21 protein-coding genes and 1 riboswitch are annotated in these 23,381 nt (G+C 47.6%); of the genes, 16 read left to right on the top strand and 5 right to left on the bottom strand.

Annotated elements, in window-relative coordinates; translation table 11 throughout:
* Positions 1-245 precede the first annotated feature (245 nt).
* A complete protein-coding gene (gene typA / locus DW835_RS00835) occupies positions 246-2,084 on the bottom strand; it encodes a translational GTPase TypA (RefSeq protein ID WP_118537173.1) in 1,839 nt (612 codons plus the stop codon).
* Positions 2,085-2,370: 286 nt separating this feature from the next.
* Here typA and DW835_RS00830 point away from each other — a divergent pair, with 286 nt between their 5' ends.
* From DW835_RS00830 to DW835_RS00810, 5 genes are all read left to right on the top strand, one after another.
* Positions 2,371-3,024 (top strand): single-stranded DNA-binding protein, encoded by a 654-nt coding sequence (locus DW835_RS00830; RefSeq protein ID WP_022313502.1) that lies wholly within the window; start codon positions 2,371-2,373, stop codon positions 3,022-3,024.
* 111 nt (positions 3,025-3,135) lie between these two features.
* On the top strand, positions 3,136-3,633 hold the full coding sequence (locus DW835_RS00825; RefSeq protein WP_118502776.1) for a cob(I)yrinic acid a,c-diamide adenosyltransferase: 498 nt from the start codon (positions 3,136-3,138) through the stop codon (positions 3,631-3,633).
* Positions 3,634-3,669: 36 nt separating this feature from the next.
* A riboswitch (Lysine riboswitch) is annotated at positions 3,670-3,846 on the top strand.
* Positions 3,847-3,905: 59 nt separating this feature from the next.
* Positions 3,906-4,790 (top strand): 4-hydroxy-tetrahydrodipicolinate synthase, encoded by an 885-nt coding sequence (gene dapA, locus DW835_RS00820; RefSeq protein WP_118537174.1) that lies wholly within the window; start codon positions 3,906-3,908, stop codon positions 4,788-4,790.
* Positions 4,791-4,954: 164 nt separating this feature from the next.
* On the top strand, positions 4,955-5,719 hold the full coding sequence (gene dapB, locus DW835_RS00815) for a 4-hydroxy-tetrahydrodipicolinate reductase (protein ID WP_118730486.1): 765 nt from the start codon (positions 4,955-4,957) through the stop codon (positions 5,717-5,719).
* Between the two features lie 275 nt (positions 5,720-5,994).
* The gene (locus DW835_RS00810; RefSeq protein ID WP_117464872.1) at positions 5,995-7,947 is read left to right on the top strand and encodes a fructose-1,6-bisphosphatase; all 1,953 of its coding nucleotides are present in this window, start codon (positions 5,995-5,997) and stop codon (positions 7,945-7,947) included.
* A 1-nt stretch (position 7,948) separates the two neighbouring features.
* On the opposite strand, the gene DW835_RS00805 is transcribed toward DW835_RS00810, so the two are convergent.
* Positions 7,949-8,395 (bottom strand): hypothetical protein, encoded by a 447-nt coding sequence (locus tag DW835_RS00805; protein WP_117464873.1) that lies wholly within the window; start codon positions 8,393-8,395, stop codon positions 7,949-7,951.
* A gap of 135 nt (positions 8,396-8,530) precedes the next feature.
* Here DW835_RS00805 and hisA point away from each other — a divergent pair, with 135 nt between their 5' ends.
* Positions 8,531-9,310, top strand: a complete 780-nt coding sequence (gene hisA / locus DW835_RS00800) for a phosphoribosylformimino-5-aminoimidazole carboxamide ribotide isomerase (protein ID WP_022313496.1) — start codon at positions 8,531-8,533, stop codon at positions 9,308-9,310.
* Between the two features lie 58 nt (positions 9,311-9,368).
* Here the strand turns inward: hisA and DW835_RS00795 are convergent, their stop codons facing one another.
* Positions 9,369-9,569: a cold shock domain-containing protein gene (locus DW835_RS00795; RefSeq protein ID WP_022154906.1), complete on the bottom strand. Its 201-nt coding sequence runs from the start codon at positions 9,567-9,569 to the stop codon at positions 9,369-9,371.
* A gap of 262 nt (positions 9,570-9,831) precedes the next feature.
* On the opposite strand from DW835_RS00795, the gene DW835_RS00790 reads away from it, so the two are divergent.
* Positions 9,832-10,557, top strand: coding sequence for a peptidoglycan DD-metalloendopeptidase family protein (locus DW835_RS00790; RefSeq protein WP_022313495.1), 726 nt, complete (start codon positions 9,832-9,834; stop codon positions 10,555-10,557).
* 23 nt (positions 10,558-10,580) lie between these two features.
* Positions 10,581-11,129, top strand: coding sequence for a polymer-forming cytoskeletal protein (locus tag DW835_RS00785; protein ID WP_022313494.1), 549 nt, complete (start codon positions 10,581-10,583; stop codon positions 11,127-11,129).
* A gap of 66 nt (positions 11,130-11,195) precedes the next feature.
* Here DW835_RS00785 and DW835_RS00780 read toward each other — a convergent pair whose 3' ends face one another.
* Entirely contained in the window at positions 11,196-11,504 is a 309-nt protein-coding gene (locus DW835_RS00780; protein ID WP_022313493.1) for a YerC/YecD family TrpR-related protein, read from the bottom strand.
* 329 nt (positions 11,505-11,833) lie between these two features.
* On the opposite strand from DW835_RS00780, the gene DW835_RS00775 reads away from it, so the two are divergent.
* The 4 genes from DW835_RS00775 (at position 11,834) to DW835_RS00760 (ending at position 14,838) form a co-directional block, all read left to right on the top strand.
* Positions 11,834-12,472: a DUF1836 domain-containing protein gene (locus tag DW835_RS00775; protein WP_022313492.1), complete on the top strand. Its 639-nt coding sequence runs from the start codon at positions 11,834-11,836 to the stop codon at positions 12,470-12,472.
* Between the two features lie 29 nt (positions 12,473-12,501).
* Positions 12,502-13,260 (top strand): phosphatase, encoded by a 759-nt coding sequence (locus DW835_RS00770; protein ID WP_118537177.1) that lies wholly within the window; start codon positions 12,502-12,504, stop codon positions 13,258-13,260.
* 78 nt (positions 13,261-13,338) lie between these two features.
* Complete coding sequence (locus tag DW835_RS00765; RefSeq protein ID WP_118537178.1) at positions 13,339-13,758, top strand: HIT domain-containing protein; 420 nt, start codon at positions 13,339-13,341, stop codon at positions 13,756-13,758.
* 66 nt (positions 13,759-13,824) lie between these two features.
* Positions 13,825-14,838, top strand: coding sequence for an ABC transporter substrate-binding protein (locus DW835_RS00760; protein ID WP_118537179.1), 1,014 nt, complete (start codon positions 13,825-13,827; stop codon positions 14,836-14,838).
* Positions 14,839-14,869: 31 nt separating this feature from the next.
* Here the strand turns inward: DW835_RS00760 and DW835_RS00755 are convergent, their stop codons facing one another.
* Complete coding sequence (locus tag DW835_RS00755) at positions 14,870-15,367, bottom strand: helix-turn-helix transcriptional regulator (protein ID WP_022313488.1); 498 nt, start codon at positions 15,365-15,367, stop codon at positions 14,870-14,872.
* Between the two features lie 192 nt (positions 15,368-15,559).
* Here DW835_RS00755 and DW835_RS00750 point away from each other — a divergent pair, with 192 nt between their 5' ends.
* From DW835_RS00750 to DW835_RS00735, 4 genes are all read left to right on the top strand, one after another.
* A complete protein-coding gene (locus DW835_RS00750; protein WP_022313487.1) occupies positions 15,560-16,918 on the top strand; it encodes an SPFH domain-containing protein in 1,359 nt (452 codons plus the stop codon).
* A gap of 327 nt (positions 16,919-17,245) precedes the next feature.
* Complete coding sequence (locus DW835_RS00745; RefSeq protein WP_118730485.1) at positions 17,246-18,007, top strand: zinc ribbon domain-containing protein; 762 nt, start codon at positions 17,246-17,248, stop codon at positions 18,005-18,007.
* Positions 18,008-18,028: 21 nt separating this feature from the next.
* The gene (locus DW835_RS00740) at positions 18,029-20,890 is read left to right on the top strand and encodes an EAL domain-containing protein (protein ID WP_118730484.1); all 2,862 of its coding nucleotides are present in this window, start codon (positions 18,029-18,031) and stop codon (positions 20,888-20,890) included.
* Positions 20,891-20,893: 3 nt separating this feature from the next.
* Positions 20,894-23,278 carry a UvrD-helicase domain-containing protein gene (locus tag DW835_RS00735; RefSeq protein WP_022313484.1) on the top strand — a complete coding sequence of 795 codons (2,385 nt, stop codon included), beginning with the start codon at positions 20,894-20,896 and terminating at the stop codon, positions 23,276-23,278.
* Positions 23,279-23,381 lie beyond the last annotated feature (103 nt).

Raw genomic sequence — 23,381 nt, 5'->3', positions numbered from 1 at the left:
CATCAGGGTGGAGCGAACAGGACGTTCGCGACAGGCGGACGTTGCCATGGATGGCAACTGGAGCCGTGCCCGTGCGGTTTAGAACCGCTACTCACTTTTCGTCAGAAAATTCCCACCGGGAGACCTTACATCGAGGAAGGATGTTCCGTTCGCCGTGGGCATTTGGGATTCTTTGTTAACCCAGTTAAAAACCACCTTCACATACTGCAGGCAGTACACGAAGGTGGTTCTATTTATAAATCTTCTTAAGCTTTCTTATTGATCATGGCACGTTTCCTCATGGTCGGATCCAGAATCTTCTTACGGATACGCAGGTTGGTAGGAGTTACTTCCAACAGTTCGTCGGTATCGATGAAGTCCAGAGCCTGCTCCAGAGACAGGATTTTGGGCGGTGTCAGACGCAGAGCTTCGTCAGCACTGGAGGAACGGGTGTTGGTCAGCTGCTTCTTCTTGCAGACATTGATCTCGATGTCCTCACTGCGTCCGGTCTGACCGATGACCATACCGGAGTATACCTTTTCACCGGGTCCGATGAAGAGAGTACCACGCTCCTGCGCATTGTACAGACCGTAGGTGATAGCTTCACCGGCTTCAAATGCGATCAGGGAACCCATTTTACGATACTGGATATCTCCCTTGTAAGGGCCGTAGTCGTCGAATACGGTGTTCAGAATACCGTTACCCTTGGTATCGGTCATGAACTCACCGCGGTAACCAATCAGTCCTCTTGCGGGGATGGAGAACTCCAGACGGGTGTAAGTGCCGCCGGAAATGGAACCCATGTTACGAAGTTCACCTTTTCTCTGACCAAGCTTCTCAATAACAGCACCGGCAAATTCATTGGGAACATCGATGTAAGCCAGCTCCATAGGTTCTAACTTCTTGCCGTTCTCATCGGTATGATACAGAACCTCAGCCTTACTTACTGCAAACTCAAAACCTTCACGACGCATATTCTCGATCAGTACGGACAAATGCAGCTCACCACGGCCGGATACTTTGAAACGGTCAGGAGAATCGGTCTCTTCCACACGCAAGGATACATCGGTATTTAACTCGCGGAACAGTCTGTCACGCAGGTGACGGCTGGTAACGAATTTACCTTCCTGGCCTGCCAGGGGAGAGTCGTTGACCATGAACTGCATGGCGATGGTAGGCTCACTGATCTTCTGGAAAGGAATGGGTACCACATTTTCCGGAGAGCAGATGGTGTCACCGATGTGAAGCTCGCTGATACCAGAGATGGCAACGATGGAACCGATGCCTGCTTCCTTGACTTCTACTTTATTCAGACCGTCGAACTCATACAGCTTGCTGACCTTGGTCTTAATGATCTTGTCGGGGTTGTGGTGGTTACAGATGACCACATCCTGGTTTACACGGATGGTACCGTTGTCTACTTTACCGACACCGATACGTCCTACATATTCATTATAATCAATGGTACTGATCAGTACCTGGGTAGCCGCATCCGGATCTCCTTCGGGAGCGGGGATGTAGTTTAAAATGGTCTCAAACAGAGGTTCCATATCAGTACCCATTTCGTCAGCATCCAGAGAGGCAATACCGGCCTTTGCGGAAGCATATACGAAAGGACAATCCAGCTGAGAATCATCCGCATCCAGCTCTAAGAACAGTTCCAGTACCTCGTCTACGACCTCATCGGGTCTTGCTTCGGGACGGTCGATCTTATTGATACATACGATAACGGGAAGCTTTAATTCCAGTGCTTTACGAAGCACGAATTTGGTCTGGGGCATGGCACCCTCGAAGGCATCCACCACCAGGATAACGCCGTTTACCATTTTCAGGACACGCTCTACCTCGCCGCCGAAGTCCGCATGGCCCGGGGTGTCGATGATGTTGATCTTGGTACCCTTATACATAACGGCAGTGTTCTTGGACAGAATGGTGATACCACGCTCACGCTCGATATCGTTGGAGTCCATGACACGCTCAGCAACTTCCTGATTTTCACGGAATACACCGCTTTGTTTTAACAGCTCATCCACCAGAGTGGTTTTACCGTGGTCTACGTGAGCAATGATTGCAACGTTTCTGACATCTTCTCTTTTTTGTCTCATAAAAATCCTTGCCTTTCTAAAAATGCGTGCAACTGATTCAATCTTTTTTCAAACTGTTTCAGTATAGCACTTATCATTTCCGGACGCAAGAAAAAACCGTGGAAAATCAACGCTTTTGGTGGTTTTCTATATGAAAAAGTATGGAAAAGAAATCCCTTTTGTGCGTAATTTGCCCTTTTGTGCGATGAGTTTTAGTACTCAAACGATGGATTTTAGAGTATAAATAGTAGTGCAATACATAAAGATTGTTGTAGAAGAGTCAGAAGATGTAGAAGGGAGAACAAAAATGACAGATAAGGTTATTGAAAACAATCAGGTAACGGTGATGGGGGAAGTGGTAAGCAATTTTTCCTACAGCCATGAGATCTATGGGGAAGGATTCTACATGGTGGACATCAAATGTACGAGACTGAGCGACAGTTTTGACATTATACCAGTGATGGTCTCAGAAAGATTACTGGACGTGACAGCCAGCTATGTCGGAATGCTTTTGTGTGTGAACGGACAGTTTCGTTCCTACAATCGTCATGAGGAGCGCAAGAACAGACTGGTGTTGTCTGTGTTTGCCAGAGAAGTGAAATTTATTGAAGAAATGGAAGAAAGTTCGAAGACGAACCAGATTTATCTGGATGGATATATATGTAAGGAACCGGTGTATCGTAAGACACCGTTGGGAAGAGAAATAGCGGATCTGCTGCTGGCGGTAAACCGTCCGTACGGAAAATCCGATTATATTCCCTGTATCTGTTGGGGACGTAACGCCCGTTATGCGGAGCATTTCAAGGTAGGAGAGCGCTGTGCGATCTGGGGACGGATCCAGAGCCGTGAATATATGAAAAAACTGGATGAAGAGCATGTGGAGAAAAGAGTAGCTTTCGAGGTATCCGTCAGCAAACTGGAACTTCTGGAGGAGGCACAGGTGCAGGAATCCATCGTCTAACGACAAAAGATTGCAAAAAGTGACAATATATGGTATAAAAGAATGCATAGATATTAGTAACTGTGTACAGCTAGGGAGCGTCAGATACGCAGATAGACCATGAGGTGTGGAATGGCAGAAGGATGCATCTATATTTATACCGGCGATGGCAGAGGCAAATCACCGGCAGCGATTGGAAGAGCGGTACAGGCAGCGGTAGAAGGCAAGAGGGTCGTTATTATTCAGTTCCTGAAGGGAAAGGGACTGGGGGATTCCGATTTTTTACGCAGAATGGAGCCGGAGATCAAGCTGTTCCGTTTCGAGAAATCGGACGGTAATTTCGTGGAATTACCGGAGGAAAAGAAGCAGGAGGAGATCCAGAACATCCGTAACGGGATCGGCTTTGCCAAGAAAGTACTGACGACTGGAGAATGCGATCTGCTGATCCTGGACGAAGTGCTGGGACTGGTGGAGAAGGATATTATTACGGAAGATGACCTGAAGGCATTACTGGAATGCAGGGGAGATACGGATGTGATTCTGACGGGAATCACCCTGAACGATGAGATCTGTGTTCTGGCGGATGAAGTGTCCAAGATTGAAACGGTAAAATTCAAGGTCTGGGATTGACAGTCACATGGGTTGATGCTATCATAAAACTATATTTAAAAAGATAGAGGTTGCGTTTTTCAAGAGTATTTTTTCGGAGGTAACAGGTACCGATGAGGGAAGAAGAAAGGGGAACACGCCGAAAGATAAGGTATCCTGTATATGTTATCTTGGGCATACGTTTAAGAAGCGTATGACTGTCATCTCGTGAGCAGATGGGGCGCTATCAAATAAGCTTGGATAATCAGCGCCGGCGCCATTGTGCGCTGGCGTTTTGCAAATGGAGGAAGCATATGGCTATTTTTAAAGGAGCAGGCGTGGCAATCGTCACACCCATGAACGAGGACGGATCCGTCAATTATGAGAAATTCGGTGAACTGATCGAATTCCAGATCGCAAACGGCACAGATGCTATTATCGTATGCGGTACCACAGGTGAGTCATCTACCCTGACCCATGAGGAGCATCTGGATACTATCAAATACTGTGTGGACAAAGTTGCAAAGAGAATCCCCGTAGTAGCAGGTACCGGTTCCAATTGTACCGAGACTGCAGTATACCTGTCTCAGGAAGCGGAGAAATACGGCGTGGACGGCATTCTGCTGGTAAGTCCCTACTATAATAAAGCAACCCAGAAGGGACTGTATCGTCATTTCAAGACCGTTGCGGATTCTGTGAAGGTTCCCGCTATTCTGTATAACGTACCCAGCCGTACCGGCTGCAATATTCTGCCGGAGACCGTAGTGAAGCTGTGTAAGGACGTGGAGAACATCGTAGGTGTCAAGGAAGCCAGCGGCAACATCAGCCAGATCGCTCACCTGGCAGCCATCGGACAGGGCGTTGTGGATATTTATTCCGGTAATGACGACCAGATCGTACCCATTCTGGCCCTGGGCGGAGTCGGAGTTATCTCCGTACTTTCCAATGTAGCACCTACACAGACCCACGAGATCTGCCAGAAGTTCTTTGACGGAGATGTGGCAGGCAGCCGTCAGATGCAGTTAGATGCCATGGATCTGTGTAACGCGCTGTTCTGTGAAGTGAACCCGATCCCTGTAAAGACCGCACTGAACATGATGGGAATGGGAGCCGGTGCGTTCCGTATGCCTCTGTGTGAAATGGAAGAGGCCAATGCCAAGAGGCTTGAAAAAGCCCTGAAGGATTATGGTATCCTGTAGGCTGGAAAATAGAGAGCAAGAGTGGAAGAATCCCGCCTGTGAAATTTTTGTCATGGGCGGGATCTTTTTTCAAAAAGTAACGATTCATAGTGCGCTTTTGCAAATGAATATGAGGGCTGCTGGATCGTTATTACAAAAATCATGATAGATAGGAGAAAAGAAAAATGGTAAAAATAATCATGCATGGATGTAACGGTAAAATGGGACAGGTGATCAGCGGACTGATCGCAGCGGACCCCGATATGGAACTGGTGGCGGGAATTGATGCCAGAGACGATGGACACAATCCCTACCCTGTATTCACAGATATTTACAAATGTGATGTGGCTGCAGATGCAATCATTGATTTCTCCGCAGCCGTGGCAGTAGACAAGCTGTTGGATTACTGCGTGGAGAAAAAGCTTCCCTGCGTGCTGTGTACCACTGGTCTGTCCGAGGCACAGCTGGCGAAAGTAGACGAAGCAGCGAAAAAGGTGGCCATCTTAAAATCCGCCAATATGTCCTTAGGTATCAACCTGATGTTAAAGCTTTTGAAAGAAGCTGCCGGAGTGCTGGCCGACGCAGGCTTCGATATGGAGATTGTGGAGAAGCACCACAATCTGAAGGTAGACGCTCCCAGCGGCACCGCACTGGCACTGGCAGATTCCATCAACGAGGAATTTAACGGTGAGTATGAATATGTCTATGACCGCAGCAACCGCAGAGAGCAGAGACCGAAGAAAGAAATTGGCATCAGCTCTGTCAGAGGCGGCACCATCGTCGGTGACCATGATGTGATCTTCGCCGGGGCAGACGAAGTTGTAACCTTCTCCCACACCGCCTACTCCAAAGCTGTCTTCGGTAAAGGCGCCGTACAGGCAGCCAAGTTCCTGGCAGGCAAGCCCGCTGGCATGTACAACATGTCTGATGTTATCAATGCAGCGATGTAATTACCTGGTAAAGTCATGAACTGACGAAGTGGATGGATGCCATGGCGATGATGTTTGTCGTAGAGTGTTGACATTTTCTTGAAAAGTGTTGAAGAACAGGGTGGAGCAAACACGATGTTTGCGACAGCCGATCCGCACTACGGATGGTGCGTGTAGGTGTGCCCGTGTTAAGTAGAACAAATGAATCACTTTTCCTAAAAAATTCACACTCGGAGACCTTACACCGAGGCATGGTATCCGTACGCTTCGTGAAGTAACATAGAAAGGTGAATTTCATGAGCGAAATGGAACAGAAGGTTCTAAAGACCCTCTCACACCAATACAAAAATATAGCGGCAGCCTCCACAGAGATCATCAACCTCCAGTCCATCCTGAACCTCCCCAAAGGTACGGAACATTTCCTGACGGATATCCACGGAGAATACGAACAGTTCAACCATGTCCTGAAAAACGGTTCCGGTTCCGTACGCCGCAAGATCGACGAGGAATTCGGCAACACCATCAGCAACAAGGACAAAAAAAGCCTGGCAACCCTGATCTATTATCCAGAGAGCAAACTGGAGATCGTGGAAAGAGAAGAGGACAATCTGGAGGACTGGTACAAAATATCCCTTCATCGTCTGGTACAGGTCATCAAACGTGTCTCTTCCAAATACACCCGATCCAAAGTCAGAAAGGCATTGCCGAAGGATTTCGCCTATGTCATCGAAGAACTGATCACGGAGAAGGAAGAAATCCAGGACAAAGAGGCATACTATAATGAGATCATCCATACTATCATCCGAATCGGCAGAGCGCCGCAGTTTATTATTGCGTTAAGCCACCTGATCCAGCGGCTGGTCATCGATCATCTGCATATCGTCGGTGATATTTACGACAGAGGTCCCGGCCCTCATATTATTATGGATACTTTGTGCGAATACCATTCCGTGGATGTCCAGTGGGGCAATCATGACATGGTGTGGATGGGCGCGGCGGCCGGAAGTCTGGCCTGTATCGCCAATGTGGTCAGAATGTCTGCCAGATACGGTAATCTCGCCACTCTGGAGGATGGCTACGGCATCAACCTGCTGCCTCTGGCTACATTTGCACTGGAAACTTATGAGAATACCAACTGCGATGCCTTTACCATCAAGTTCAATACCGATTACAATACCAAGGATCTCGGGCTGGACACCAAGATGCATAAAGCAATTGCTATCTTGCAGTTCAAGCTGGAAGGACAGCTGATTATGAGACACCCGGAGTTCCATATGGAAGACCGGATGCTGTTGCATCGGATCGATTTCGAGAAAAAGACGATCTGCGTGGACGGCAAAGAATATCCCATGAAAGACGTGGATTTCCCTACGGTGGATCCTGTACATCCTTACGAACTCACGGAGGAAGAGAGCAAGGTCATGCTGCGCCTGCAGCAGGTGTTCATGCGTTGTGAGAAACTGCAGCGCCATGTAAAATTTCTGTTTTCCAAGGGCGGCATGTACAAGATTTACAACGGCAATCTGTTGTATCACGGCTGTGTCCCCTTGAATCCGGACGGCAGTTTCATGCAGGTGGAGATCTGCGGAAAAGAGTATTGCGGAAAAGCACTGTACGACATTCTGGAATATTACGCCAGAAGAGGTTATTATGCCAAGGAAGCCAAAGAGCGCGCTCTTGGACAGGATATGATCTGGTACATCTGGGCGGGCCCCGGTTCCCCGGTGTTCGGCAAGGCAAAAATGGCTACCTTTGAGCGGTATTTCCTGAAGGATAAGGAGACTCATATAGAAGAGAAAAACAGTTACTATAAGCTGTTGGAAAATGAGGAAGTCATCGGCAGAATCTTAGAGGAATTCGGTCTGGACAAGGCCGATGCCCATATCGTCAATGGTCATGTGCCCGTGGAACAGATCCATGGGGAATCACCCATCAAATGCGGCGGTAAGCTGCTGATCATCGACGGTGGCTTTTCCAAAGCATATCAGAAAAAGACGGGAATTGCGGGATATACGCTGGTATGTAATTCCAGAGGAATGCGTCTGGTAGCCCATGAACCTTTTGAATCTACGGAAGCGGCGATCATCAAGGAATCGGATATTTTCTCGGATTCCGTGGTGGTGGAGAATTTCCCCCGCAGAAAACTGGTGGCCGATACCGATACCGGCAAGGAGATCCAGGAGAATATCTTCTATCTGGAAGAACTCCTGGAGGCTTACCGGGAAGGTACGATCATGGAAGAGGTATAACTTATCTCTGGCCGGCTCCGGTGGTGGCAGTGGTAGAATTGTTGTTACCTGCAGTATCATTACCGTTGCCTACCAGGTCGTTGGTGATATCGGAGACACCGTTTGCGGCATCGTCCACGATATTGCCTACGGTATCACCGGCTTCTCCGATGGCATTGCCTGCATTGTCCAGCATGGAATCATTTTCTCCTACGGTGTTACCGTTGCCGTTCATGTCACCCATAGTGCTGTCGGTAGCGGCAGTTCCGGTCTCTGTGGTCTGCGCCTCTGTGCTCCCCTGAGCAGCAGGAGAGGTGGACGGAGAAGGAGAGGCAGCCATGCTGCCGGAGTTATTGTTGTTCTTGTTGGTGCCACAGGCGGTCGCCATACACAGGTAGACTGTGATGATGCCCAGAACCAGTAATTTTTTCCCGATGTGGGATGTTACGTTATTTGTCTTATTTTTCATAATGTCCTCCATTTCAAGATGCCCGTCAGGGATATTCAGTCCGAACCAAAGGTGGTCGGCTTGAGGGTAGTATGTGCGGATTTTAGAAAATAATTCAAAAAAATAAAAATCATTTGGAAGAAAACGAGGAAAAAGATGGAATTTCGCCCCTGTATTGATATTCATAACGGAAAAGTAAAACAGATTGTCGGTGGGAGCTTAAAAGATCTCGGTGATCGGGCGCAGGAGAACTTTGTCTCAGAACAGGACGCTGCCTTTTATGCAAAACTGTATCAGAAAAACAGTTTAAAAGGCGGACATATTATTTTATTGAATGCCTCGGACAGCCCTTATTATGAGGCAACGAAGGAACAGGCATTGTCGGCCCTGCGTGTATATCCGGGAGGATTGCAGGTCGGAGGAGGCATCACGGCGGAGAATGCGGCAGAGTATCTGGCAGCAGGGGCCTCCCATGTGATCGTGACGTCCTATGTGTTCAGGGAGGGACGGATCGACTATGACAGACTGGACAAACTGGTCCAGTCCATCGGAAAAGAGCACCTTGTGCTGGATGTAAGCTGCAAGCGTGCGGGAGAGCAGTATCTGGTAGTGACTGACCGTTGGCAGAAGCTGACAGAAGAAGCAGTGGATGAGGCACTACTTAAAAAATTATCTGCCTATTGTGATGAATTCCTGATCCATGCCGTGGATGTGGAAGGCAAGGCCCGGGGAATTGAACAGGAACTGGTAAAGTTTATTGGAAATTATACCGGAAATCCAATCACCTATGCGGGTGGTGTTCACTCCATGGAAGATCTGTATTTGTTAAAAAAACTGGGGCAGAACCGGATGAATGTGACCATCGGGAGTGCACTGGATCTCTTCGGCGGCAGCATGAAATGGGAAGATGTACTGACAGTGTGCAGAGAAAAATAGAAAGATCCGCAGGAACCATCATGTGATAGCGCCTGCGGATCTTATTTTTCGTTTATGATTAAAGTTTGGTTACGTTAACAGCCTGAGGTCCCTTTTCTCCATCTACGATATCAAAAGAAACGGCTGCGCCCTCTTCCAGGGTCTTGTAACCGTCCATGTTCAGACCGCTGTAGTGTACGAATACATCCTTGCCGGATTCATCGGAGATGAAACCATAACCCTTCTGATTGTTGAACCACTTAACTGTACCTTTGTTCATAATAGATACCTCCACAAATTCTTTGCTGTCATTTACTTTTTGCAATGTATACAACATTGTCTCAGCAAGTGCATCATAGCACAGCAGGTAGTAAAAGTAAATAGACGATTCTGTAAAATTGCACAAAAATTTATAGGCAATTCCCTTTTAAATACGAATAAATGAAGAAAATCTTGGGAAAATATTACAAAAATGTTAAGAAATGATTGCTGTAAGAGCTTTCCTGTGGTAAAATGGGTTGATATTTAGCGGAGGTGACTCTATGAAAAGACGTAAACATAAGCGAAGATTGAACCATGTGCTGATTCTTACGTCAGACGCAGCAGATGCCAATGTAAAGCAGTTCCGTGTACGTGCATGGATCGTGGAAGTCGTGGTACTTCTGTTGTGTGTATTGATCGGCGGAGTGATCGGCTATTTTATCTACGAGGGACAGCTCTGGGAGAACGCCAGCAGACGGAGCCATGAACAGGTTATGGCACTGGAGGAAGAGAACAAGACACTGAGCGAGCAGAACAGTAAGCTGGAAGCGCAGGTGACGGAACAGGCGGAAGAGATACAGATCTTAAGCGACACCGTAAGCCAGAAGGTACAGAGTGAGAGCGAATTATCAGCAACTCTGGAAAAGCAGAGCCTTCCTACGGAATTCCCTCTGACGGGTTCTGCATCCATGGAGGAAGTAAGTGAGGGCGATCCCATGTGCATATTCCATGCATCGGTGGGAACTACGGTTGTGGCGGCAGCCAGCGGTACGGTCATTGCCATAAATGATGACGAGATCTACGGACACAGCGTGTGGGTGGATCATGGCAACGGTTATGTCACCATCTATCGGAATAAAGGAGATACCACAGTGAATGTGGGGGATTCCGTAGTACAGGGAACTACCTTGTTTGTCATTGGCGAAGATAACGCGGATCTGGGATACCAGATGCAGAAAGACGGAAGTTATATTAATCCTATGGATATGCTGGCAATCAGTGGTTGATTGCGGAAAGGTTTGGAAGATACATGTTAGGAAAAAAGAATGCAGATACAAAAATGAGCACACTGATCGGTGCCGGAGCGGAGTTGACCGGAGATTTTACATTGGACGGTTCCGCAAGAATTGACGGTAAGATTGGTGGTAACGTGACGGTGACAGGCAACCTGATCCTGGGAGCCGGAAGCATAGTCACAGGAGATGTACAGGCTGCATCTGTTCTGATCGGCGGGGAAGTGACCGGAAATATCACTGCACCGGAGAAAGCGGAACTGACAGCTTCGGCCAAAGTGCTGGGGGACATTGCCACAAAGGTGATCGTTATTGATGAACATGCCGTATTCCAGGGAAAAATCGATATGAACCAGACAGTTCCTGACAGAAAAGGTAAAGCCAGAACGGCCAAAGCGGTCCGGGCAGGACGCAAGAGTGCCAAGGCAGCCATCGCAGAAGCTCTGAAGGAAGTGGAAGAGGAAGAAAAGAGAGAAAATCAGGAGACTTCACAGACAGCAGAGACGGTGGAGAAGACAGAAACTCCAGCTGCGGAAACAACAGCAGCCAATACAAGCGAAGCATAAGAAGAATAAAAGATAAAATAAAAACAGGAGCGCCGTTTTTGAGTGCTCCTGTTTTTATTCATTAAGTTAAGAATTCTGTTCCGTTTCCTTTTTCTCCATACGTCCAAAGACCAGCTCGTAACCGTCGTTGCCGTAATTCAGAGAACGGTTTACGCGGCTGATGGTGGCGGTGGAAGCTCCGGTCTTCTCGGCAATCTCCAGATATGTCTTGCCGTCCTTCAGCATGGCAGCCACTTCGAACCGTTGGGACAGAGACAACAGTTCGTTGACAGTACACAGATCTTCGAAGAAACTGTAGCATTCCTCACGGGACTGCAGACACAACACCGCATCAAAAAGGGAATCTACAGCGTCCGTTTTGATTTTTTTATTCATTATCGACACACCTTTCCATAGTTGTAATCAATACAACGCAACTATTAGTATTTTAGCATACTAAAGTTGTAAAGTAAAGGAGTGAAACAAAATAGTTATAAAATCTTCATAAATTCAGAGAACAGAGAAAAGGTGCAACTGTTGACATGTAGTTTTGAATACTATATAATGAATGCATGCAAGAAAACAAGCGCTCGCAGAGCGAGCATTTGTTTTCTTGCATGCATTAACGAGAGAACCGTCTGCGAAGCAGACAGTGGAGTGCGAAGCACGGGTTCTCGAGTTAATATTTTTGGAAACTACCTCACGGAAAGGACAGCAGGAACATTATGGCAGCAACAACAGAAGAATTACTTCAGATGATCTTACAGAGTCTGGAGAAAGTAGAATATATCAAGTCGGAAGACATTCCGAATATTGATCTGTATATGGATCAGGTACTGACCTTTATGGATCGTAAGCTGCGTTCCGCAGTGCGGCCCCAGACCGAAGACCGCATCCTGACCAAGACCATGATCAATAATTATGCGAAGAATGATCTGCTGCCGCCGCCGGTGAAGAAGAAATATTCCAAAGAGCATGTGCTGCTTCTTATTTTTATCTACTATTATAAAGGGATCATTCCCATGAATGAGATCCAGACGCTGCTTAAGCCCCTTACTGACCGCTATTTTCAGAACGGACAGGTCTTTGACCTAGAGAGCGTCTACAAGGAAGTGGTGGTGCTGGAGAAGGAACAGCTGGAGGATCTGAAAAAGGATGTTGTGGAGAAATTCCGCAGAGCAGAGGATTCCTTTACCGAAGTGACCGGAGAAGAGCAGGAGTTTTTACAGAAATTTGCCCTGATCTGCCTGTTGAGCTTTGATGTCTATATGAAGAAGATGATTGTGGAACAGCTGGTAGCGGATCTGGCAGATACGATGAAAGCACAGGAACCGGAGAAGGAAGCTCATAAGAAAAAGAATTAGACCGTTTTGGAAAGTAAAAGGACAATAGAATGAAAGCAATCATGGATCTTCATACGCATACTCTGGCAGCAGGGCATGCGTATAGTACCTTATTGGAGAATATAGATGCTGCATTGGCAATGGGCTTACAGTACCTGGGAATGAGTGAGCACGGACCGACTTCACCGGGAGGACCTCATGAATTTTTTTTCAGTAATTACAAAGTAATCCCCAGAACATATGGCAGAGAAGAAAACACCGGCCGGGTAATACCGAAGCCAGATGGAAGTCTGCGCCTGCTATGCGGCGTAGAAGCAAATATCTGCAGTACAAACGGTGAACTGGATCTGGAAGAGCGCTATCTGCAGAAAATGGATTATGCCATTGCCAGCATTCATCCCTTTGCCTTTACTGCGGGAAGCCGCAAGGAGAATACACTGGCATCTGTCAGAGCTTTTCAGAATCCTTATGTGAAAATACTTGGGCATCCCGATGACGGCAGATTTCCGTTGGATTATGACGAACTGGTGCGAGAGGCCAGACAGGCACAGGCGGTGTTGGAAGTGAACAATTCATCCCTGAATCCCCAGTCTGCCAGACAAGGAGGCAGAGAAAATATTACAGAGCTGTTAAAGACTTGCATGAAGTATGATCAGCCTGTTATAATGGGAACGGACAGCCATATGTGCTTTGCCATCGGAGCATTTGATGATGCAGAGCAGCTGATGCGGGAACTGGAATTTCCGAAGGAACTGGTGTTGAACTATGATCCGGAGAACATCCGTAAGCTGATCAACATAACATTATAGCTGATTCCGCCCGGCAAGACCGGACAAGAATTCAAGCCACAGACGGCAGGCCCCGTAAGAGGGCAGATAGGAGAACAAATGAAAGACGCAAATTGTGGATATTGTATGAGAGGAGAACTGTTAGACAAGTTCGGTATTTTTATCTGTGATCTGAAGGTAAGCAGCCTGATCCTGTTCAAGGAGCAGAGCCATCCCGGCAGATGTATCGTGGCATATAAGGACCATGTCAGCGAGGTCGTGGACATCAGCGAGGAAGAGAGAAGATTATTCTTCGAGGATGTGGCTCATGCAGCCAAAGCTATTCATGCAGCATTCCATCCCGATAAATTAAACTACGGCGCTTACGGTGACACCGGCTGTCATCTGCACATGCATCTGTGCCCGAAGTACAAGGACGGTTTCGAGTGGGGCGGAACCTTTGAGATGAACCCCGGCAAGACCCTTCTGACTGATGTGGAGTACCAGGAGATGATCGACAAGATCAAGGAAAATCTGTAATTACCCGGAACGTTTTCCCTGAGGTTACATAGAATAAATATGTAATTTCAGGGAGGATGAACGATTATGAAAAGAAGGAAAGTAACGGTAGCAGTATTGTTTGTAGTGCTTGCAGCAGCTACGATTACGGGCTGCGGCAGCACACAGCAGACGAACGGACCAAAGAAGACCAGAGTGGTGCTCAATGAGGTAGCCCACTCTCTTTTTTATGCACCGATGTATGTGGCTATCGAAGAAGGATACTTTGAGGATGCCGGGATCGATCTGGAACTGGTGACGGGATTCGGTGCGGATAAGACCATGACGGCGGTATTGACCGGGGAGGCAGACATCGGCTTTATGGGCAGCGAGAGCACCATATACACTTATGCCGGAGGAACGGAAGACTATGTGGTGAACTTTGCCCAACTGACCCAGCGGGCGGGAAATTTCCTGGTGGCCAGAGAACCCATCGATGATTTTTCCTGGGATATGCTGAAGGGGTCCAAGGTTCTGGGTGGCAGAGCCGGTGGAATGCCGGAGATGGTGTTTGAATATATCCTGACGAAGAACAATATTGATCCGGACATGGATCTGTCCATTGACCAGAGCATTGACTTCGGATCCACGGCAGCAGCTTTTTCCGGTGGACAGGGAGATTTTACCATTGAGTTCGAGCCTCATGCCACATTGTTGGAACAAAAGGGTGACGGTTATGTGGTGGCCTCTCTGGGGGAGGAGTCCGGTTATGTTCCTTATACCTCTTTTTCAGCAAAGAAGAGTTACCTGGAAAAGAATCCGGAGATTATCCAGGCATTTACCGATGCTCTGCAAAAGGGTATGGATTATGTACAGGAGCATAGTGCGGAGGAAATTGCCAAGTGTATTGCACCCCAGTTTGCCGAGACCGAAAGTGACACATTGACAGCTATTGTTGCCAGATATCAGGAACAGGATACCTGGAAAGAGGATCTGATCTTCCATAAAGATGCCTTTGACCTGTTGCAGAATATTCTGGAGGACTCGGATGTACTGAAAGAGAGAGTACCTTACGAGGCACTGGTAACTACGGAATTCGCAGAGAAAGCAACGGCAAGATAAGCAGAATAAAATAGGATAAAAAGGGGGAGGATCAGACGTCCTCCTCCTTGATGTGTATATTTTTGATGGCCCATAATTTCAAAGCTTTGGCATTGGTACTGATCTTCTCCAGGGAATCCAGAATATCCTGGAAGGCCGGGCGCTCATCTTCGGAGATGATGCCGTCCTCGGAGATGGCAATCAGGGAAGCCCGCAGGGTGTCGATATCTTTTAAGGAACCCAGTACCTTCAATGCCAGCCGGTCAAAGTCCACAATGTCGACTTCCGATACACTGCTGCGGCCCAGAGGACATTCCCTGGCACAGAAGGAATTGCAAAGCTCCGGTGTATTGTAGGCCTTGGCCATGGCCTTGACTTCCTCGGGATAGGGAACAATGGTGTCCAGTTCGATCCTGGCCAGTCTGGTACGGTCGATGTCCACCAGTTCGGCGGCTTTTTCCCGGCTGCTGAAGTCCGCATTCGTCTCAGCGGCTTCGCAACGTGCGAGATAGTACATATTATCAGCGGCTTTTGTAGCTTTTTTACCCATTTTTCTTTCAACCCTTTTATATTATAGTTTAATCAAACATCTCTAGTATCACAGTTTAGTAGAAAAACGGCACATTGTAAAGGAAAAATGACGATATTTTACGAAAAGCAGTTGAGGGAATGTGTAAAATTTGCTAAAATATAAGAGATGTGAAAAAGAACAGATTTTTCATATAAAAACGGAGGTGCGGTAATGGGTTTAATCAGAGCAGCGAAAGATGCAGTCAGCAGCATGATGGCTGACCAGTGGAGAGAGTATTTCTATTGTGATTCCCTTTCCAATGATGTGCTGGTAGTAAAAGGACAGCAGCGTGTAACCAATGGACGTAACAGTAACACCAAGGGTGTGGAGAACATTATCTCCAACGGTTCTATCGTGGCAGTCAACGAAGGACAGTGTATGATCATCGTGGATCAGGGCGGAATTGTAGAGTTCTGTGCCGATGCAGGTGAATTCGTATATGATTCTTCCACCGAGCCCAGCCTGTTCTACGGAAATCTTGGTGAGAGCGTTAAGAATACATTTTCCAATATCGGGAAGCGTTTTACCTTCGGAGGTAATGCGGCAAAGGATCAGAGAATCTACTTTTTTAATATTAAGGAGATCATGAACAATCTCTTTGGTACTGCAAGCCCCATTCCTTTCCGTGTGATCGATCAGAATATCGGACTGGATCTGGATACTTCTTTACGTTGTAACGGTGAATATTCCTTCCATCTGGTAGATCCTCTGTTATTCTACAAGAATGTATGTGGTAACGTAACAGAGTCCTACACCAGAAGTGAACTGGTAGCGAAGATGAAGGCAGAGCTGTTGACTGCATTGCAGCCCGCACTGGCCAAGATCTCCGCAAAAGGCGTCCGTCCCAGTGAGATTCCCGCACACACTGAGGAACTGACGGAGGCTTTAAAAGATGAACTTTCCGATCTGTGGACCAAGCTTCGCGGTATCGAGATCGTTACTATCAATATCAACTCTGCAAAGATTCCCGATGAGGATGCGAAGACTATTGCTGATCTGCAGAGAACCGCAGTACTGCGCAATACCGGAATGGCTGCAGCTACCATGACTGCTGCACAGGCCGAAGCTATGAAGATGGCAGCATCTAATACTTCTACAGGACCTATGATGGCATTTGCCGGTATGAACATGGCGAATATGGTAGGTGGTATTAATGCCGGCCAACTGTACCAGATGGATGCACAGCAGAATGGTATGGGTATGCAGCAGGCACAGGCAGCACCTGTGCAGGGGCAGGCTCCTAAGATGCAGGCACCGGTACTAGGCTGGACCTGTAGCTGCGGTGCTGCGGATAACCGGGGCAAATTCTGTTCCGAGTGTGGCGCACCCAAGCCCTCCGATGCAGGTTGGACCTGCAGCTGTGGTGCAGTAAACCAGGGCAAGTTCTGTTCCGAATGCGGAGCAAAGAAGCCGGACGGCGCACCGATCTATAAATGCGACAAGTGTGGCTGGGAGCCGGAAGATCCTGCACATCCTCCCAAGTTCTGCCCGGAGTGCGGTGATCCCTTTGACGAGAACGACAGAGTATAATACATACTCAGCAGAATATTTCTACAAAACAGCAGTACAGCGGATGCCTTTTGGCGTCTGCTGTACTTTGCTGTAACAGTTCAGCCAGGAACATATCGAGGGCAGAAATCATGCCTGCATGATTTTGCAAACGAATATGTTCCTGGGCCGAGCGCCACTTCATGAGCAAAGATAGTCACGAAGTGACGGAGAGTACGACAGTGCGGCTTTGCGAATGGCGCGCTGAACTGTTAACAGTTCAGATATGTGGTGCAACTTTGGCACCTGCGTTCCTGAACTTATGCTATACAAACATTACAACAGAATGAAAAACAGAGAGAAACATAAATGAGCGGAAATCTGATTGCAATTATCGTCATATTGGTATTACTTCTGGTGCTTGCAGGAATCATTTATTATGCCTATTGCAACATCAGGAAAAAACTGCGGGATACCTCCCGGATGTTATTCGGAACGGACTCCATGATCGAGGGAATGAAACAGAGAGAAAAGGAAGTGGAAATGACACCGAAGTCGGTCTCTTCCGCAACCAACCTGTACATGCCGTCCATTATGCGGGATTTCCCGGAATTTCATTATGATGAGATGAAGAGCAGAGCGGAGAATGTGCTGACCTCCTATCTGCAGAGTATTACGAAACAGAATCCGGCCCTGTTGTCGGAGGGAACCAGAGAATTGAAAGAACAGCTCAGACTGCGGCTGGAAATGCTACAGAACCAGTCCCAGAAGGAGAGCTTTGAAAATATCCATATTCACAGAACGGAGATCCACCAGTACCGGAAGCAGAGGGGAAGACAGAGTATTGTCCTGCAGACGGCAGTGGAGTATTTTCATGCATTAAAAGAGAACGGAAAAGTAATAAGAGGCAGTGAAGAGCATAAAGAACAGGCCAAGTATAACGTGGAACTGGTCTATATCCAGGATCAGGATATGATCGAGAATCAGGAGGATGCCGGTCTGGGACTGAACTGTCCGAACTGTGGAGCACCGCTTCCGGGACTGGGAGCCAAGAAATGTATTTACTGTGACACGCCGATCGTGGAATACAATCTCCGTGTCTGGAATTTCAGCTGGGTGGAAGAGGTATAGAGAAAGCAAAAGAGGGTCTGCATGGAAGAAAAATGTATGGGATTGAAAAAAGAGGTTGCATTGCAGGAAAAACAGACAGGGGATGTGGACAGACAGCTGGATGAGACCACCAGAGAACTGCATCGGGAGCGGGAAAAGCTGATGGCTGTGATCCGTATGTCCGGAGATCTGATTTTCGAATATGATATTGTAAATGACAAGATGTATTATGCCGGTCCGGGAGAGGGAATTCTGTATTCCCGGCAGATCACGGAGGGGTATACAGATCAGCTGCTCAAAGAAGCCGGGAACCGGACAGAAACGGTAGAACAACAGCTGGCAGAAGCACTGCGCAGTGGCAAGCCGGATATTTATATCGAACTCTGCAAGACTGATGCAGAGGGGAAACCCAGGTGGGTGAAGGTCATCGGACAGACTTTTTATGATGAAAAGGGAGAACCGGAGCGGGTTCTGGGAAAGGTCTGTGACATTGATGACCAGAAGAAAAAAGAGTGGGAACTGCGGGAAAAATCTCAGAAAGATTCCCTGACCGGATTGCTGAACAATTCTACCATCAAACAACAGATCGGTGCCAGGCTACAGAGCCTGAAACGCGGGCAGACTGGGTATCTGGTCGTACAGGATGTGGACAGCTTTAAGAAGATTAACGACACCAACGGCCATCTGTTTGGGGATGCGGTATTGTGTTCCTTTGCGGATGAACTCAGTAATATTTTCCCCGAGGCGTTAAAAGGCCGGATCGGTGGGGATGAATTTGTCTTCTATGTGGAGGACATGGACAGAGAACACCTGGAGGAGAAATTAAAACAGCTGAACCGCTGCATGTCTGACCGTTATGATGGTGACAAGACAGGGCTGCACATTTCCTGTAGCCTGGGCGCGGCGGTGACAGACGGCACGGTGACGGATTACAATCTGTTGTTCCAGTGGGCAGATGCAGCCCTGTATCAGGTAAAGAGCAAAGGAAAGGGTGCTTATTACCTGCTGGATGTCAAGGAAGGTGTGGCATTGCCCGGCAAGAGTTATCTGGACAGTGAAGAGAACAAGGAGGACGAGATTGCCCATAAAGAGGCACAGTTTGAGAGTGCGGAAGATTTGGTATTATTTTGCATGGATCTGTTGGAAAATGTGCCGAATCTGACCAGTGCACTAAAGGTGATCTGTGAGCGGACCTGTAGCTTTTTTGGAATTGATGACATGATCTGTATGGAAGTCAACGAGGCTGGACCAACAATCCGTTATCAATGGAATCGTGAAGAGAAGAAAGATTTTGCCAGAAGAATCCTGAATCCCGGCGTGTTCGAATGGGACAGGATCCGGAAAAAGGCCGATGAATCCGGTGCTGTGATCTACCGTCAGTCAGAGACTCCGGATGTCTACAAGGAAGAGGCGGAGTCCGTGATGATTGTAATGTCCACGGCCGCTAAGGGATTAAAGGCCAGCGTTATTTTCTCAAATCGCCACACAGACAGAAGCTGGCAGGAGGAGAAAAATGCACTGTGCAGAATTTCTCACCAGATTTTTAACCGACTGCGCACGCTGAAGAATGCGGAGAAAGATCAGCGTGAGCTGAACCGGAAACTGAATTATGATGCTCTGACCGGACTGCCGATATATAACAAGTTTGTGGATAAGCTGGAGGCCTATATGGCTGCCCATGGGAAATCAGGATTGTTTTTTGTGTCATCTGATTTTTCAAATTTCCAGTATGTGAACGAAATGTACGGTTATGAAGTGGGAGATAGGATCCTGCATGATTTTGCGATAGCCTTGCAGGAAAAGTGCCAGAACGGCGTACTGTTCTGTCGTGTAACTTCGGATCATTTCGTGGGAGTGCTGAAGGAAGATACGGTGGAGAAGGCCAGAGACAAATATCTGGAATTCACCAATACTTTTGTGCAGAAGACCAACAGCCGCTACGACCAGTGCAATCTGGTCATTGCCACGGGAATGTATGAAATCCTGGAGAATGACTGGTCGGTGTCTTCCATGATGGATAATGCCAATGAGGCCAGAAAACAGTGCAAGACCCAGAAGGTAGACAGTGCGGTGGAAATCTATACAGAGAAGATCCGTAAGAATCTGGAGAATACCAGAGAGATCGTATCTGGTATGGTAGCTGCATATAATAATAAGGAATTTCGGGCGTATCTGCAGCCGAAAGTTTCTTTGCACACCGGAAAAGTAGTGGGTGCTGAAGCACTGGTCAGATGGATCCGGGCTGACGGTTCTATGGTAATGCCGGGGAGATTTATTGATGTCTTTGAGAGAAACGGATTTGTGACCAAGGTGGATTTTGCCATTCTGGATCAGGTACTGGAATATTTGCAGGATGCTTTGGCGCAGAGAGAAGAAGTGGTGCCGATCTCGGTGAACTTTTCCAGAAGGCATAATGAATATACAGACTTCGTACCGAATATTTTAAAACGCCTGAAAGACTACAAAGTACCCAGTGAACTTTTGGAAGTGGAAGTGACGGAATCTGTTTTCATGTCGGATCTAAATAAACTGACCAACAATCTGGAGACTCTCCGGGATAAAGGGGTAGAGATTTCAGTAGATGATTTCGGCAGCGGTTATTCATCCCTGAATCTGTTGTCCAAGGTAGCGGTGGATACGGTGAAGCTGGACAAGCAGTTCCTGGATGACACCATGAACAGCGAACGGGAAGAAACGGCATTGACAATTATCAAATATCTGACTAAAATGTTGAAGCATCTCGGCTTCAAGGTATTGGCAGAGGGGGTGGAGACGAAGGAACAGTTAGACATGCTGCGTCTGGCGGACTGTGACATCGTACAGGGCTATTTTTATGCAAAGCCTATGCCAATCGATGATTTCCGAAAGTTTTTGCAGGAATTTAATGAAAGGGATAATGCGTAATTCATGAGTATTTATGATACCTTAAATAAAGAACAAAAAGAAGCGGTGCTTCATACGGAAGGACCGCTCCTTCTGTTGGCGGGCGCAGGAAGCGGCAAGACCCGTGTCCTGACCCACAGAGTGGCTTATCTGATCGATGAGATGGGAGTAAATCCATGGAACATTCTGGCCATCACTTTTACCAACAAAGCAGCCCAGGAGATGCGGGAGCGTGTGGATCAGATCGCAGGTTTCGGTGCGGATCAGGTATGGGTAGCGACATTCCATGCCACTTGCATGAGGATCCTCAGAAGACATATTGACCGGTTGGGCTATGATTCGAATTTTACCATTTATGATACGGATGACCAGAAATCTGTGATAAAGCAGGTCTGCAAGCGCCTGAACATCGACACGAAGATGTACAAAGAGCGGACGCTGTTATCGGAAATTTCCTCCGCCAAGGACGAGCTGGTGGATGTGCGGGAATTTGAAGTAAAATCCGTGGGAGATTACAAGAAATCCGTGATCGCCAAGGTCTACAGAGAGTATCAGGAGACCTTGAAAAAGAGTAATGCACTGGATTTTGATGATATTATTGTAAAGACTGTGGAACTGTTCAAAAGCTGCCCGGAAGTACTTTATAATTATCAGGAACGTTTCAAATATATCATGGTGGATGAGTACCAGGATACCAATACAGCGCAGTTCGAACTGATCCGTCTGTTGGCGGACGGTTATCGCAATCTGTGTGTGGTAGGTGATGATGACCAGTCCATCTACAAATTCCGCGGTGCCAATATCCGTAATATTCTGGACTACGAGAAGGTATATCCCGATGCAAAGGTGATTAAGCTGGAACAGAACTACCGATCCACCCAGAACATCCTGGATGCGGCCAACGCGGTGATCCGTAACAACAGAGGCCGTAAGGAAAAAGCCCTCTGGACGGAAAAAGGAGCAGGCAGCCGGGTACATTTCAGGCAGTTTGACAATGCCTATGAAGAGGCGGAATACATTGCGGACGATATTGCCGACAAGGTGAAAAATGACGGCATTGCCTATGCGGACTGTGCGGTGCTGTACCGTACCAATGCCCAGTCGCGACTTCTGGAAGAACGTATGGTAGTGGAGGGCATTCCTTATCATGTGGTAGGTGGAGTGAACTTCTATGCCAGACAGGAGATCCGCGATATTCTGGCATATCTGAAAACTATTGATAACGGCAGGGATGAAGTGGCTCTGCGCAGAATTATTAATGTGCCGAAAAGAAGCATCGGTGCGGCATCCTTGGAAAAGGTAGCAGACTATGCACAGATGAAGGATATTACTTTATTTGATGCATTGTGTGAAGCAGATCAGATCAAGGGATTGGGAAGAGCGGAGACCAAGATCCGTGGATTTGTGAATCTGATCGAGGTACTTCGCAGCGGATTGTCTTCGTATACATTGCCGGATCTGATCAAATCTCTGCTGGAACGGATCGATTATGCAGAATATCTGCGGGATCAGGATGAGGAATCCGCTGAGGATCGTCTGGGGAACGTAGATGAATTGATCACCAAGGCGGCCGCATATGAGGAGACTCACGACGAGCCTTCTCTGTCGGAATTTCTGGAAGAAATCATGCTGGTGGCAGACATTGACAATGTGGAGAACGGTGACAACCGGGTGCTGCTCATGACGCTGCACAGTGCCAAAGGCCTGGAATTCCCGGTGGTGTATCTCGCCGGCATGGAAGATGGATTATTCCCCAGCTTTATGACCATTGCTTCCGATGACCCGTTGGAGATCGAGGAAGAGAGAAGACTGGCTTATGTGGGAATCACCAGAGCCAAGGAGGATCTGACGCTGACCTGTGCAAAGAGCAGAATGCTGCGTGGGGAGACCCAGTACAATCCGGTGAGCCGTTTTGTGAGGGAGATTCCGAAGGAATTATTGGATAATACCCTGCCGCCCAGCAGAAGATACCGGGACGATGATCTGGAAGATTTTCAGGCGAGAAGAGCCAATGAAGCAGCTCTTCGTGCCATGGGACTGGAGGCGATTGCATCTCCCCGGTCTGGATCCGGCTCGGATAGTGGTTTTGGCGGCTTCGGTAATACCGGCTTTGATCCAAGACCCAAGGCGACCTTAAAACCCCGTGTTACGGCAAAGGCGGATAAACCTTATATTTCCAAGGGCATCAGCGGACTGAACCAGCTGGCCGGACTGCAGAAGGGCACGGAGTTCAAGGCACCGGAGAAACTGGACTACGAGGTAGGTGACAGAGTGCGCCATATCAAATACGGCGAGGGCACGGTACTAAATATCGTGAGAGAACCCAGAGACTATAAGGTGACCGTGGAATTCGACCAGGCAGGGCAGAAGATTATGTATGCGTCTTTTGCAAAACTAAAGCAGTTGTAAGAAATTATAAGAATATAAGAATAAGAAATGTATTTCCTCAAATATGGTTTTTCTATAGTATTTTTGATGAAAATATGGTATCATATAAAGGAATGAAAACAAA

Source organism: Clostridium sp. AM34-9AC, from assembly GCF_003480225.1.
GTDB classification, from domain to species: Bacteria; Bacillota; Clostridia; order Lachnospirales; family Lachnospiraceae; genus Acetatifactor; species Acetatifactor acetigignens.
Note: the sequence above shows the minus strand (reverse complement) of the source record. Positions and strands in the feature narration are given on the sequence as shown.